The sequence below is a fragment of the Vibrio sp. OY15 genome, from assembly GCF_000742455.1.
Taxonomy (GTDB): domain Bacteria; phylum Pseudomonadota; class Gammaproteobacteria; order Enterobacterales; family Vibrionaceae; genus Vibrio; species Vibrio alginolyticus.
In genome coordinates this window covers 50,703-63,333 of the sequence record NZ_JPIL01000014.1, presented here as the reverse complement: position 1 = coordinate 63,333, position 12,631 = coordinate 50,703, and the positions used below count along the sequence as shown (strand labels likewise).

Below are 12,631 nucleotides of genomic sequence, written 5' to 3'. Positions count from 1 at the left end.
GCAAAGCGTAAGAGAGGGTTTCCGCACCCATCAATGAAGATGAGGCGTTAAGCAGAAGCTGCGACCGCAATGAGAAGAGAAGGATTCAAAGCGGTCATGCATGGGCGAGAAAGCAACTATTTCTCTAACTTTTCTTCAAATACACCAATCTCTCTGCCCAACCAAATCGCGCGTTCTGTGTGATCGAGCAACTCTTCTTCGCTTACTGGGTGAATAAGCACAGAAAAATCGCCTCGAATCGTATCAAGCCACGCCAAGAACTCTTCACTCAATGATTCTAGATGAATTTCAAACATCGGCATTTTGTGTGGGCCAACTAACCGTCCAACTAATGGAAACACACGCAGCACATCTTGACGCTCTTGACGGATGATCTCGTTCAAGGCTTGCGCTTTATCTTGTTCTCTTAGGGGAAAATAAACATGAGCGTGGTACATAACTTCTCCATAATCACTTCCGCTTGAGCACCACCTACTTTGGATAAGCTCAAGGACTGCCGAGGGTATACATTTGTAATGCCGTCACCCTACCTTGATTCCACTCAGTTGGGAAGAAGTTATGCATTCTCATAAGGTCGAGGCTTCGAGCACAACAAAAATTTGCAATTCATCATATAGCAACTGTTTGAGTTGATTCATTAATAATGACTCACTTTGTCAAATTTTACAGCCAAATTTTGTTGCAAATATGTTTCATTAACCAGTAATTAAATTCGAGTTTAAAAATGCCACCAACAAAATAGCAGCATATTACTCTGCAAAATCAGGGTGTAAGCAAAACTTTACTACTGAGCGAAAGTCAAAATGAAGCATAATTTAACAATTTGTTTACACTTATTGTATCTGGCTATACCACGATTTAGTTAGAGGGTTAGATACAGAAAAGCCTTTCTCTGTATCTTGCGGTGAAATAATCGCAGCGATGTTATCGACAAATAGTTTAAGGGACGAACAGATGCCTACCGCTATCGAAAGCACACGCAACCTTAGGTATGGCCTTTGCGCTGATATCAGAGTTTGAGTACCCATACAAACTCTGGTTTTGTATGAACAGCTGCAGTCCAAAAGACCCGCAGCGTCAAAAGGAGCTTGAGATGAACGTTCAGGCATTACCCATGCATCGGTTTATCGACCATCGTGGGGACCTCGTCGGCCAACTACCCAACTGGGCTGACACTGAAACATTGGTCGGGTTTTACCGAGACATGGTATTAACTCGCACTTACGACAACAAAGCAGTTGCCTTGCAACGCACCGGTAAGCTAGGGACCTATCCCTCACACTTAGGCGCGGAAGCCATAGGCATTGCGGTCGGCAGAGCACTTAAAGCCGATGATGTGTTTGTTCCTTACTACCGCGATATGCCTGCGATGTGGTGTCGTGGCATTGGCATGGAAAAGAACCTTCAATACTGGGGTGGCGATGAGCGCGGGAGTGATTTTGCTCCTGAAGGCAGTCCGGTTCCTAGCCGAGACCTTCCCTACTGTGTACCCATAGCGACGCAATGTACGCATGCTGTCGGGGTGGCTTCCGCACTAAAAATTCAAGGTAACCATGAAGCTGCGCTAGTCATGTGCGGCGATGGTGGTACATCCAAAGGGGACTTTCTTGAGTCAATAAACTGCGCAGGTACTTGGAATATTCCACTTGTTTTCGTCGTAAACAATAACCAGTGGGCAATTTCAGTGCCGCGTAGTCTCCAATGTGCCGCCGATTTCTTATCAGAAAAAGCGCAAGGTGCAGGTATACCGGGTATTACTGTCGATGGTAACGATGTCGTCGCCGTTTATGATGCAACTAAAACCGCCCTTGAGAGAGCAAGAAAAGGGAAAGGTGCAACACTCATCGAAGCGGTGAGTTACCGACTGAGTGACCACACTACGGCCGATGATGCGACTCGTTATCGTAAAGAAGATGATGTTCAAACTGCATGGCAATACGAACCTATCGCACGTCTTAAAACGTACCTCCTTAATCAAGGCGCTTGGAGCGACGAACAAGAACAGCAATGGCTAGATTACTGTAAAGAGCAAGTAGAGTTAGCTGTTGAACGCTATCTGAGCTTACCGCCACAAGCACCAGAAACCGGTTTCGATTATTTGTATGAATCGCTACCTCAAGAGCTTCATGCACAAAGAGATGAACTCATCAACAAGGCAATGAGAATGCAGGGAGGCAGACATGGCTGAGCTAACGTTGGTTGAAGCAGTAAACCTTGCCCTGCACCACGAAATGCAACAAGACCCCAATGTTGTCGTATTAGGTGAAGACGTGGGCGATAATGGTGGTGTATTTCGTGCCACTGTTGGACTAAAGCAAGAGTTTGGTCTTAAACGAGTAATCGATACGCCCCTCGCTGAAGCCTTAATCGGCGGGGTTGCGGTCGGTATGGCAACGCAAGGATTACGACCTGTCGCCGAATTTCAGTTTCAAGGTTTCGTTTTTCCTGCGATGGAGCACTTAATGTGCCACGCGGCTCGAATGCGTAACAGAACTCGCGGTCGGCTCACTTGTCCCGCGGTTTTTCGTGCGCCATTTGGCGGCGGTATCCACGCTCCGGAACACCACTCAGAAAGCGTGGAAGCGCTATTTGCTCACACTGCTGGATTTAAAGTGGTGATTCCTTCTTCACCACAACGCGCATACGGCTTACTTCTCGCCGCAATTAGAAGCAATGATCCCGTCATGTTCTTCGAACCGAAGCGCATATATCGCACCGTTAAATCTGAAGTCGTTGATAACGGCGAAGCACTCCCACTCGACACCTGCTTCACCTTACGTAAGGGGCGAGATATCACGCTCGTTACTTGGGGCGCATGCGTCGTAGAGTCACTTCAGGCCGCGCAAACCTTGTCTAGTCAGGGAATTGAAGTCGAGGTGATTGATTTGGCGAGTATTAAGCCAATTGATACCGCGACGATTTTCAGCTCACTAGAAAAAACTGGACGTTTACTCGTTGTTCATGAAGCGAGTAAAACTTGTGGTGTGGGATCTGAGCTATTAGCTCGAACCGCTGAACACGCCATGTGCTTACTTAAAGCCCCACCTAAACGAGTAACTGGAATGGACACCATTATGCCTTATTACCGTAACGAAGATTATTTCATGGTTCAGGAAGAAGACATTGTGACCGCGGCGCGCGAACTCGTGGAGGATTGGAAATGAAGACGTTTAATTTACCCGATCTCGGTGAAGGTCTCGCTGAGTCAGAAATTGTCAAATGGCACGTTAATGTCGGAGACATGGTTAAATTAGATCAAGTGATCTTAACCGTAGAGACAGCAAAAGCGACGGTAGACGTCCCTGCCCCCTATTCGGGCCGTGTGGTCAGCCGTCATGGTGAGGAAGGTGAAATCGTCAATATTGGTGCATTACTGCTAGAGATTGATGAAACAGGTGCCGGGAGAGAAGTAACGGCAGAGAAAAAAGCCACTGCTGACGCCGCAACCGTCGTCGGTAGCGTTTCTCACCAAGCGCATCATGTTAACGTTGATGATTTCTGGATTGGTGGCAACCACAACACGACAGAAAGTAACCTCGTTACCGCCCTGCCTTCGGCTCGCTTGTTGGCACAAAAACTTGGGGTAGATCTTAACCTCGTGTCAGGTAGTGGCCCGAACGGACTTATCGTTGATGCCGATATTTACGACGAAGCCGGAAAACAGCGTCCAGGCACCGAAGTTTTGAAAGGCGCTCGACGTACCATGGTATCGTCTATGACCGAGTCGCACGAACATGTTGCCGCCGTAACCATTACGGAAGAAGCGTTGTTGGAAGATTGGCTGCCAAACGAAGATATCAGTATCCGCCTTGTTCAAGCGATTGTTCATGCGTGTCAAGAAGAGCCTGCTTTAAACGCTTGGTTTGATGCCGAAACCATGACACGCTGTGTACACACAACGGTCAATGTAGGAATTGCAGTAGATAGCCGTCATGGATTGTACGTACCAGTTTTGCGCCACGCAGATGAATACGAGCCACAAGATGTTCGTCGTTGGCTCGATCAAACCGTTGAAGGGATCAGAGAGAGAAAAATCGGTCGTGAGCAATTGCAGCACGCGACGATTACGCTTTCCAACTTCGGCGCGATTGCCGGTATTTACGCAACACCTGTCGTCACACCGCCACAAGTCGCTATTGTCGGCGCGGGCCGAATACTCGACCGAGTTGTGATAAGAAATGGTCAAGCAATTTCGGTGAAAGCAATGCCGCTATCCGTAACGTTTGATCATCGCGCTTGTACTGGTGGTGAAGCTGCAAGGTTTACGAAAGTACTTGCAGAGCACCTGCAACTTCCGAGCGAAAAGTAACTTATTAAAATCAAATGATAAAGGCTTCCAGTCCGGAAGCCTTTTGTTTTAGGGAACAAGACTATATCTACAGCTTCTCTAACAGCTCAGGCATTACCACAAACAAATCGCCGACCAATCCATAATCTGCAATGTCAAAAATAGGCGCATCAGGATCGCTATTAATTGCAACAATCACCTTGGAATCTTTCATTCCCGCCAAATGCTGGATCGCGCCAGAAATTCCGACGGCAATGTATAACTCCGGTGCAACAATTTTGCCGGTTTGTCCGACTTGATGGTCATTAGACACATAGCCCGCATCGACCGCCGCTCGTGACGCCCCTACCGCTCCACCTAGCTTGTCAGCCAATTGTTCTACTAAAACAAACTTCTCTTTACTCCCGAATGCACGCCCCCCCGACACCACTACTCTAGCCGCTGGCAATTCTGGTCGCTCACTTTCTGGCGTTTGTTGCGAAACAAACTCACTAAGTTTATTGATAATCACCGTGTCGACTTGAGTAAGCTTAGGGACAACTGGCGTGTCAGATAGCTCTGCGGCATCAAAAGCCGTACTTCTTATGGTCATCACTTTATAGAGATCATTCGACGTGACTCTCGCCAATGCATTTCCAGCATAAATTGGACGAATCACCGTATCGATAGACTCGATTGTCATCACGTCAGAAAGTTGACCAACATTAAGCAACGCCGCCACACGAGGCATCACATTCTTACCAAATGTACTGGCAGGAGAAAGAATGTGTGAGTAGTTTTTGGCTACTTGTGAGATCAAAGGTGCGATATTTTCCGCTGATCCATGTTCATATCCCTTCGCATCAACCCAGATAATTTCTGCAACACCCTGAACACAATTCAACTCATCCAAAACTGATTGGCACTGATAACCAATAAGCAACACAGAAACAGGAAGCGATTTATCATCATCCTTAATCTCAAATGCCGCTTTAATTGCACACAGCGTCCCTACAGCCAACGATTGGTTGTCATGCTCTGCGAGCACAAGTGTTGCTAATGGTCGGTCTTCCATGGTCATGCCTCATATAACACGTCAGATCCATTACTTGAGCTTAGTCCACTTCACGTTAACGTCAACTGAGCTATAGTTTTCTGTATAGAAACCAAAAACCTGTCACGCAGATGACGATAATAGAAAGGAAGCATAGAGATGGAACGAGAATGCATGGAGTTTGATGTCGTGATCGTGGGGGCCGGACCTGCGGGCTTAAGTGCAGCTTGTCGACTAGCTCAACTCAACCAAGACAGTGAAGATGACGGACTTTCAATTTGCGTTGTAGAAAAAGGCTCAGAAGTGGGCGCACATATTTTATCTGGCGCTGTTTTTGAAACTAGTGCCTTAGATGAGCTTTTCCCCAATTGGAAAGAAATGGACGCCCCGCTAGCAGCCTCAGTTCAACGAGATGATTTCTTTTATCTTACTACTGAACAAAACCATATTCGCGTTCCCCACTTCCTTACACCGCGTCCAATGATAAATGGCGAGAATAATTACGTAATTAGCATTGCCAACCTTTGCCGTTGGCTCGCTAACCAAGCAGAAAATCTTGGGGTGGAAGTTTTTCCGGGCTTTGCCGCTGCAAGCATCAATTATGATCAGACTGGCGCCGTGACAGGCATTAACACGAGCGATATGGGACTAGATAAGAACGGCCAGGCCAAACCTAACTTTGAACCAGGTATCGAGCTAAGGGCAAAATACACCCTTTTTGCTGAAGGTTGTCGCGGACATCTGGGTAAAGAACTTATTCAAAGGTTCGACCTAGACGCAGGAAAGCAACCACAGCACTACGCGCTTGGCCTAAAAGAGATATGGGAGTTACCCACTGACAGTAAGGATGTATCTGGCAGTGTTATCCACTCCGCTGGCTGGCCCTTGAGTGAAACAAATACCACAGGCGGCGGTTTTCTCTATCACATGGAGAACAACCAAATCGCCGTGGGGCTTATTGTCGACTTGAATTACAGCAATCCTTACTTGAGTCCGTTTGACGAATTTCAACGCTTTAAACACCATCCTGCTATTGAACCACATTTGAAAGGTGCTCAGCGCATCGCTTACGGCGCAAGAGCCATTGCGAAAGGTGGGCTTTCCTCTCTGCCGAGACAACAATTCCCTGGCGGTTTATTGATTGGTTGTGATGCGGGGACTTTGAACGTTGCTAAAATTAAAGGCAGCCACACAGCAATGAAATCCGGAATCATTGCAGCAGAAGCGGTACATACGGCCCGACAAACTGGAGCTTCTGAGCCAGACTACCAGTCGTTGTTTGAATCATCATGGTTGTATGACGAACTCGCTGAAACGCGTAACTTTGGTGCGAACATTCATAAGTTTGGCAGCATACTGGGCGGTGCTCTTTCGACTTTTGAACACAACCTGTGGCAACCACTGGTTAAGAAGCCGTTACCTTGGTCTATCAAGGACTATTCGCACGATCATGAGCAGTTAAAACCTAAACAAGAGTGCCACCCAATTGCATACCCAAAACCAGATGGTGAAATCAGTTTTGATAAGCTTTCGTCGGTATTTTTGTCGGGAACACAGCACGAAGAGAATCAACCTTGTCACCTTGTTCTGACTTACCCTCACATTCCAATTGATGTTAATTTAGGTATGTATGACGAACCGAGTCAGCGCTATTGCCCCGCTGGGGTTTACGAAGTGGTGGAAGTGGATAATAAGTTGAAGTTTCAGATAAATGCCGCCAACTGCGTGCATTGCAAAACCTGTGACATCAAAGATCCTTCGCAAAACATCACGTGGAAAGCACCAGAAGGTGGCGGTGGACCGAGCTATCAAAACATGTAGATACGTTAGTATGTTGACGATCTAACAAATGGATAAACAAACCGATTGGCAGAGCCTCATTACTCCTGCCAATCGGCAAAATGATCAAGCAAGAAGTCGATAGCCAATCGCGCTCGTAGAGGTAGAAAGTGACGATTCTGATAAACAATCCAGCTGCTGTTGCCACTTCCCCAATAGGGCTCTAGGATTGGCACCAAACGACCAGACGAAATAGCATCGTTGAAACTGCTCTTCGGTAAGTACGCCACACCTAATCCTTCTGCACAGGCTTGCAAGACCGTGTGTGCGTTATTGCTCTTCCATCTGCCCTGCACTTTTACGCCATCTAAAGGCTTGCCGTCTTTTTCAAACAACCAAACGTCTTTGTTGGCAATAATGCAGCTATGACGCTTGAGTTGCTCGGGGTGCGTTGGCAAACCATGTTCATCGAGATAACGCTGACTGGCTGCCGCTGCCATGGGACGATCCACCAGCTTTCTCGCAACCAAGCCTGAATCACTCAACCTACCGTAACGAATGGCAAAATCGAAACCATCTTCAATAAAGTTGACCATGCTGGTGTTGAAGTTGATTTCTACCGTGAGATTAGGATGTTGCTTGGCAAACGCCATCAAGGCAGGCGCTACATGGTTTTCAGAAAACGCACCAGCGGCACTCACACGTAACGTACCACTCAATTGAGTTTGCTGCGTGGTGAGTTGCTCATTGGCTTGCTGAAGCCCAATCACCAACTCTTTACACTGTTGATAATACGCTTGCCCCGCTTCCGTTAGACTCACCATTCTTGTCGAACGTGCTAACAAAGCGACACCTAATCGCTCTTCTAATCTTGTGACTTGGCGACTGACATGACTGGTACTGCAACCTAACTGTTTTGCCGCTGCAGAAAACCCTAAGCTCTCAGCAACCGTAACAAACTCATTGATGCCTTCAAAACTGTCCATACTTACCTTTGCTATATAGCAATAATGTTTTGCCAATTAATCGTATTATCACTTATTTGTTTAGCAATTAGTATGAAGGTGTTCAACAAATACACGTAAGCCAAAAAGGAAACCATCATGAAGAAAGTACTCATCATTGTGACGAACCATGCGACTCTTGGTGAAACTGACCAAGCAAACGGAACTTACGCGCCAGAGCTCACTCATGCCCTTAGCGAGCTACTAGGTGCAGGCTTCGATTACGACATTGCCTCTATCAAAGGTGGACAAGCACCACTGTACGGAACCGACATCGAAGGCGACGCAGTGAACGAGAAAATTTTGGCGGATGATGATTTCCAGAACCGCATCAACAACACGATTCCAGTGTCACAAATCAACGGTGACAACTACAATGCGATCTTCTATCCGGGTGGTTTTGGTCTTCTTTCAGACCTAGCGAGCAACGAAGATTTTGCCAAGATTTCTGCAAAACACTATGAAGATGGCGGTATTGTGGCTGCAGTTTGTCATGGTCCGGGCGCTCTTCTACCTATCACGCTTAGCAATGGCGAAAAGCTACTTTCGTCTAAATCAGTAACAGGCTTCACTCGTGAAGAAGAGATCGACTTCGGCACCATCAACGATATCCCATTCCTATTGGAAGAATCTCTTGCACGCAACGCAGCGCGCTACTCTAAAGTGCAACCATGGCAAGAGTTTGTAATTGTGGATGATCGTGTCATCACAGGTCAAAACCCAACGAGCGCACACGGCGTAGGCAGAGCGATTGTTGAACACCTAGCTTAAACGCGCCGGAAACTACAACCATCCTAGAAGAGGAAAGCGTGCTTTGTCATGCTTTCCCTTGCTACAGGCGATCGCAAGATGCGCTTATACTTCTACCCCTGCTTCATCTTCTTCTACGATATCTGTTTCTTGGTTCGCCTCTTCCAACCATTGCTGTAAAGATTCACTTGCTAGCACCTTTTGTTGGTAAGCTTTGGCACCTTCCGATAACTCGATGCCGTAAGTTTGGAAACGCAATGCCACAGGTGCATACATAGCATCCGCTATCGACCATTCTCCAAATAGCCAACCGTTTGGATGCAGTTCTGCTTGCTCTGCCCAAATAGCGTCAATGCGAGCAATATCTTTACGTGCTCCCTCCGTTAGATCGACTTTTCTGCGTGCGCGGATGTTCATTGGGAGTTCGCTTCTTAAGTTAAAGAAACCCGAATGCATTTCTGATGCGATGGCGCGTGCTTTAGCCCGTTCCGCAGACTTACTTGGCCATGCTTTGCCTTGTAAGTATTGCTCGTTAACGTATTCCAAAATCGCTAATGAATCCCACACGGTTGCGTCATCATCCACTAAGGTAGGGACTTTCGCGGTTGGTGTAATACCTTCCAAGGTCTTATAAAAATCTTCCGTGAATAATTTGAGCTTGGTGACTTCGACATCTAGTTTGAATTGAGAAAAGATCAGCCATGCGCGCAGTGACCAGCTTGAGTAGTTTTGGTTAGCAATAAACAGTTTCATGACGCCTCCATGCGGTTTGTGTTTTGAGTACCCATTCACAATATCTGATTGTATTTAAGGGGACTAACGGATAGTTTTGATGGAACACTTCAACAAAAACGATGGATGAGTTTTAGATATGGATATCGATGCGTTACGCAGCTTTCTGGCTTTTGTCGAAACGGGAAGTTTCACTCGTGCAGCCAAGCAGATCAATCGCACCCAATCCGCATTCAGTGCGCAAATGCGTAAGCTAGAAGACGAACTCAGCGTCAGTTTGTTTGAAAAAGAAGGTCGCAATCTTGTCTTAAGTGAAGCGGGATTAGCACTACGCTCTCACGCAGAGCAATTGGTTAGCTTGCACAATCAAGCACTGAAACAAGTGAGGCGCTATGAAAACAAGCGCCCTCTTCGCTTAGGTTGCCCAGAGGATTACAACGACAATATCTTGCCTAAAGTCATCCGCGTATTACAGCAATCTGAGCCCACGTGTTCAATTCAAGTCTTCAGTGAGCCAAGCATCACCTTGAGAGAGAAACTCGATGAAGGAAAGCTAGACGCCGCTATTGTGACAAGAGCACCGGATAGTGAAGAAGGTTATTGGCTAGCGAGCGACAAAGGCGTGTGGATTGCTCATCCTGATTTTGACATTGAGAACGCCCAACCTCTCCCTCTCGCCCTATTCCAAACCGACTGTAAATACCATGCGGCAGCAGTAGACGGATTAACCAAACGTGGCACTCCTTATCAACTATTGGCATGTTGCAATACGGCTTCTGCACAACGAGCAATTGTACGTTCAGGTATGGCTATCGGTGCGATGGGCAGTATTAGCGTTAGCGAGGATCTTAAGATCTTAGACGATATGCCATCGCTACCTTCCGTGGATATCGTTTTGGTCACGAGCGTCGAGCCTCATCCGATACTGGATAAAGAATGCTTGGCGCAATTGGTTGAGTTAATGGCCTAACCGGATTAGCTAGCCAATCACAAAGTTAAATTCGCCCATTAACCGCCCGTCGATTCGCATGGTTTCAAACTGCAGATAATTACGGGCTTTGCCACCCCACCACTCATCACCAGTATTGCCTTTTAAGTACAACTGAGTGGTCAGAAGCTCTTGGTTATCCCGCCACAACTTAACGTGAATGTGCGGTGGACGAGAGGCATAAGGCACGGGGTACAAAGTCTGGAATAAGTAGCGACCATCCGATTGAGTTTCTACCGCGCCAAAACCTGCAAAGTGAGCATCAAACTTATCGTTATTTGGTTGCTTAGGATGATCGTAAATCCCCTGCCCATCGCATTGCCAGATTTCTACTTTGATGCCTGAGACAGGGTTTCCCGATGTATCTACGACTTTACCTTGCAACACGATAGCTTCACCGACCAAACCTTCTGATTGCAGAATCAAGTTTTGACGAAGAGGAATGTCCACTACTGGATAAAATGGCCCTTCAGTTTGTGCTGGCGTTGGCCGCATTGGTGTTTTCGCTTTTAATGAGGGTGCGAACAACAATGTCCACAGCGCTAAAAAGTGTCTTCTTTCCATGGTGCCACCAATACAATTGCGTTGAATTAAGTTTGGGAGAACTTGAGGAATTTGCCATGACGAATATAAAAAATGCCCCTGCAAGAGAGCCATTCGCAGAGGCACTGTGGAACTAAATGATGAGTGTTGATTGAAGGATTATGCGGCTTCGAACGCCAATGCTTTCTTCTCTACCTGACGGAAAATGAGAGTTAGCACACCATTTACCGTTAAATAAAATGCGCCTGCAATACCAAATACCGTCAACGTATCGTAGGTTTGTGCGTTAATGCGCTGCGCGTAACCCATCAGATCCATGATCGTAATCGTGCTTGCTAGTGACGTGCCTTTGAAGACCAAAATCACTTCGTTCGAGTAAGCCGGAACAGCACGGCGAATAGCGTATGGCAGAAGCACTTTCAGTGTTGCGGTTTTGTTCATGCCTAATGCACGACACGCTTGCCATTGACCGGAAGGAATCGCGTTAAACGCTCCTTTGAACAACTGAGTGCTGTATGCAGCGGTATTTAGTGCTAGTGCTAACATCGCACAGAACCAAGGTTGGCTTAACCATGTCCAAAATACACTTTCTCTTACAGCATCAAACTGACCCGGACCGTAGTACACCAAGAAGATCTGCACCAATAAAGGCGTACCAGTAAACAAGGTGATGATGCCACGACTTAACCAATGCAAACCCGGAGTACGTAGGATCAGAGTCAGCGTCATCATCAAAGCTAAGAGGCAGCCCACAACCAAGGAAGCAGCGGTCAATTGGAGGCTAGTGCCTAAGCCATCCAGCATTTGCCAAACGTGTTGTTCGTTCATGCGGTCGCCTCCTGTCCCATGCTCATACCTTGAATTGAGAATTTCTTATCAATCAGTTTTACGGCACGTTGCGTAATCAAAGTAATGCCTAAGTAAATCGCCGCAGCGGTTGCGTACCATGTAAACGCTTCATGCGTCGCTGCAGATGTTAGCTGCGCTTGCTTCAACAAATCCGTTACGCCAATCAGTGATACAAGCGCGGTGTCTTTCAGCAGAACCAACCATTGGTTAGTTAAACCTGGTAGTGCATGTCTTACTGCTTGTGGTAAAACAATGCGAACGAAAGCGTGTGCTTGACTGATGCCGAGTGCACTTGCTGCTTCTCTCTGCCCTCTTCCAACGGCTTTTAATGCGCCACGTAGAGTTTGAGAAGCGTAGGAAGCGAAGATCAATGACAACGCCACCACGCCAGACAAGAACGGGCTAACTTCAATAAAGTCGCCGGTGATTAAAAACAGAACCTGCGTCGAACCAAAATAGATGAACAACACGACAAGGATTTCTGGCAAGCCACGTACAATCGTCACAAACGCCGTCATTGGCCATTTAACGAAAACGCGGCGAGACATTTCACCACTGGCGAATACCACTGCCAGAATCAAACCGACTAAAAGGCTTGTGAAGGCTAGCTGGACAGTCATCCAACTAGCTTGAACAAGCGATAAAGAGTAACCCGTTAGTGCCAT

General features: G+C 46.9%; 14 protein-coding genes. 6 read left to right on the top strand and 8 right to left on the bottom strand.

Annotation, left to right across the window (positions count from 1 at the left end):
• Window positions 1-116 precede the first annotated feature (116 nt).
• Together IJ23_RS17945 and IJ23_RS25045 are read right to left on the bottom strand one after the other, a co-directional pair.
• Window positions 117-437: a DOPA 4,5-dioxygenase family protein gene (locus IJ23_RS17945; protein WP_005375836.1), complete on the bottom strand. Its 321-nt coding sequence runs from the start codon at window positions 435-437 to the stop codon at window positions 117-119.
• Window positions 438-833: 396 nt separating this feature from the next.
• Window positions 834-1,028, bottom strand: a complete 195-nt coding sequence (locus IJ23_RS25045) for a hypothetical protein (RefSeq protein WP_152560954.1) — start codon at window positions 1,026-1,028, stop codon at window positions 834-836.
• Between the two features lie 65 nt (window positions 1,029-1,093).
• On the opposite strand from IJ23_RS25045, the gene pdhA reads away from it, so the two are divergent.
• Genes pdhA through IJ23_RS17930 form a run of 3 tightly spaced genes read left to right on the top strand, consistent with a single transcriptional unit; the run spans window position 1,094 to window position 4,309 of the window.
• Window positions 1,094-2,188 carry a pyruvate dehydrogenase (acetyl-transferring) E1 component subunit alpha gene (pdhA, locus tag IJ23_RS17940; protein WP_025998586.1) on the top strand — a complete coding sequence of 365 codons (1,095 nt, stop codon included), beginning with the start codon at window positions 1,094-1,096 and terminating at the stop codon, window positions 2,186-2,188.
• Window positions 2,181-3,164, top strand: coding sequence for an alpha-ketoacid dehydrogenase subunit beta (locus IJ23_RS17935; protein WP_017634235.1), 984 nt, complete (start codon window positions 2,181-2,183; stop codon window positions 3,162-3,164). Before pdhA ends, IJ23_RS17935 begins: the two co-directional genes overlap by 8 nt.
• Window positions 3,161-4,309, top strand: a complete 1,149-nt coding sequence (locus IJ23_RS17930) for a dihydrolipoamide acetyltransferase family protein (RefSeq protein WP_033906970.1) — start codon at window positions 3,161-3,163, stop codon at window positions 4,307-4,309. Before IJ23_RS17935 ends, IJ23_RS17930 begins: the two co-directional genes overlap by 4 nt.
• Window positions 4,310-4,376: 67 nt before the next feature.
• On the opposite strand, the gene IJ23_RS17925 is transcribed toward IJ23_RS17930, so the two are convergent.
• Window positions 4,377-5,342, bottom strand: a complete 966-nt coding sequence (locus IJ23_RS17925; protein ID WP_033906968.1) for an electron transfer flavoprotein subunit alpha/FixB family protein — start codon at window positions 5,340-5,342, stop codon at window positions 4,377-4,379.
• A 138-nt stretch (window positions 5,343-5,480) separates the two neighbouring features.
• Here IJ23_RS17925 and IJ23_RS17920 point away from each other — a divergent pair, with 138 nt between their 5' ends.
• Entirely contained in the window at window positions 5,481-7,142 is a 1,662-nt protein-coding gene (locus IJ23_RS17920) for an electron transfer flavoprotein-ubiquinone oxidoreductase (protein ID WP_033906967.1), read from the top strand.
• A 59-nt stretch (window positions 7,143-7,201) separates the two neighbouring features.
• Here IJ23_RS17920 and IJ23_RS17915 read toward each other — a convergent pair whose 3' ends face one another.
• On the bottom strand, window positions 7,202-8,086 hold the full coding sequence (locus IJ23_RS17915; RefSeq protein ID WP_005388553.1) for a LysR family transcriptional regulator: 885 nt from the start codon (window positions 8,084-8,086) through the stop codon (window positions 7,202-7,204).
• Window positions 8,087-8,203: 117 nt separating this feature from the next.
• Between IJ23_RS17915 and IJ23_RS17910 the strand changes: the two genes are divergently transcribed.
• On the top strand, window positions 8,204-8,875 hold the full coding sequence (locus IJ23_RS17910; protein WP_033906966.1) for a type 1 glutamine amidotransferase domain-containing protein: 672 nt from the start codon (window positions 8,204-8,206) through the stop codon (window positions 8,873-8,875).
• An 84-nt stretch (window positions 8,876-8,959) separates the two neighbouring features.
• Here the strand turns inward: IJ23_RS17910 and IJ23_RS17905 are convergent, their stop codons facing one another.
• A complete protein-coding gene (locus IJ23_RS17905) occupies window positions 8,960-9,607 on the bottom strand; it encodes a glutathione S-transferase family protein (protein WP_033906965.1) in 648 nt (215 codons plus the stop codon).
• A 118-nt stretch (window positions 9,608-9,725) separates the two neighbouring features.
• Between IJ23_RS17905 and IJ23_RS17900 the strand changes: the two genes are divergently transcribed.
• The gene (locus IJ23_RS17900; protein ID WP_033906964.1) at window positions 9,726-10,556 is read left to right on the top strand and encodes a LysR family transcriptional regulator; all 831 of its coding nucleotides are present in this window, start codon (window positions 9,726-9,728) and stop codon (window positions 10,554-10,556) included.
• 9 nt (window positions 10,557-10,565) lie between these two features.
• Here the strand turns inward: IJ23_RS17900 and IJ23_RS17895 are convergent, their stop codons facing one another.
• The 3 genes from IJ23_RS17895 to artQ form a co-directional block, all read right to left on the bottom strand.
• Window positions 10,566-11,138, bottom strand: a complete 573-nt coding sequence (locus tag IJ23_RS17895) for a dioxygenase family protein (RefSeq protein WP_033906963.1) — start codon at window positions 11,136-11,138, stop codon at window positions 10,566-10,568.
• 138 nt (window positions 11,139-11,276) lie between these two features.
• Window positions 11,277-11,945: an arginine ABC transporter permease ArtM gene (artM, locus tag IJ23_RS17890; RefSeq protein WP_033906962.1), complete on the bottom strand. Its 669-nt coding sequence runs from the start codon at window positions 11,943-11,945 to the stop codon at window positions 11,277-11,279.
• On the bottom strand, window positions 11,942-12,631 hold the full coding sequence (gene artQ, locus IJ23_RS17885) for an arginine ABC transporter permease ArtQ (RefSeq protein ID WP_005388570.1): 690 nt from the start codon (window positions 12,629-12,631) through the stop codon (window positions 11,942-11,944). The genes artM and artQ overlap by 4 nt, the downstream gene beginning before the upstream one ends.

Coding starts and splice junctions, on each gene's coding strand:
- IJ23_RS25045 (WP_152560954.1), bottom strand. CDS start 1,028: ATGGGTACTCAAACTCTGATATCAGCGCAAAGGCCATACCTAAGGTTG.
- IJ23_RS17935 (WP_017634235.1), top strand. CDS start 2,181: ATGGCTGAGCTAACGTTGGTTGAAGCAGTAAACCTTGCCCTGCACCAC.
- artQ (WP_005388570.1), bottom strand. CDS start 12,631: ATGGCACTAACGGGTTACTCTTTATCGCTTGTTCAAGCTAGTTGGATG.
- IJ23_RS17895 (WP_033906963.1), bottom strand. CDS start 11,138: ATGGAAAGAAGACACTTTTTAGCGCTGTGGACATTGTTGTTCGCACCC.
- IJ23_RS17945 (WP_005375836.1), bottom strand. CDS start 437: ATGTACCACGCTCATGTTTATTTTCCCCTAAGAGAACAAGATAAAGCG.
- IJ23_RS17910 (WP_033906966.1), top strand. CDS start 8,204: ATGAAGAAAGTACTCATCATTGTGACGAACCATGCGACTCTTGGTGAA.
- pdhA (WP_025998586.1), top strand. CDS start 1,094: ATGAACGTTCAGGCATTACCCATGCATCGGTTTATCGACCATCGTGGG.
- IJ23_RS17900 (WP_033906964.1), top strand. CDS start 9,726: ATGGATATCGATGCGTTACGCAGCTTTCTGGCTTTTGTCGAAACGGGA.
- IJ23_RS17930 (WP_033906970.1), top strand. CDS start 3,161: ATGAAGACGTTTAATTTACCCGATCTCGGTGAAGGTCTCGCTGAGTCA.
- artM (WP_033906962.1), bottom strand. CDS start 11,945: ATGAACGAACAACACGTTTGGCAAATGCTGGATGGCTTAGGCACTAGC.
- IJ23_RS17925 (WP_033906968.1), bottom strand. CDS start 5,342: ATGGAAGACCGACCATTAGCAACACTTGTGCTCGCAGAGCATGACAAC.
- IJ23_RS17905 (WP_033906965.1), bottom strand. CDS start 9,607: ATGAAACTGTTTATTGCTAACCAAAACTACTCAAGCTGGTCACTGCGC.
- IJ23_RS17920 (WP_033906967.1), top strand. CDS start 5,481: ATGGAACGAGAATGCATGGAGTTTGATGTCGTGATCGTGGGGGCCGGA.
- IJ23_RS17915 (WP_005388553.1), bottom strand. CDS start 8,086: ATGGACAGTTTTGAAGGCATCAATGAGTTTGTTACGGTTGCTGAGAGC.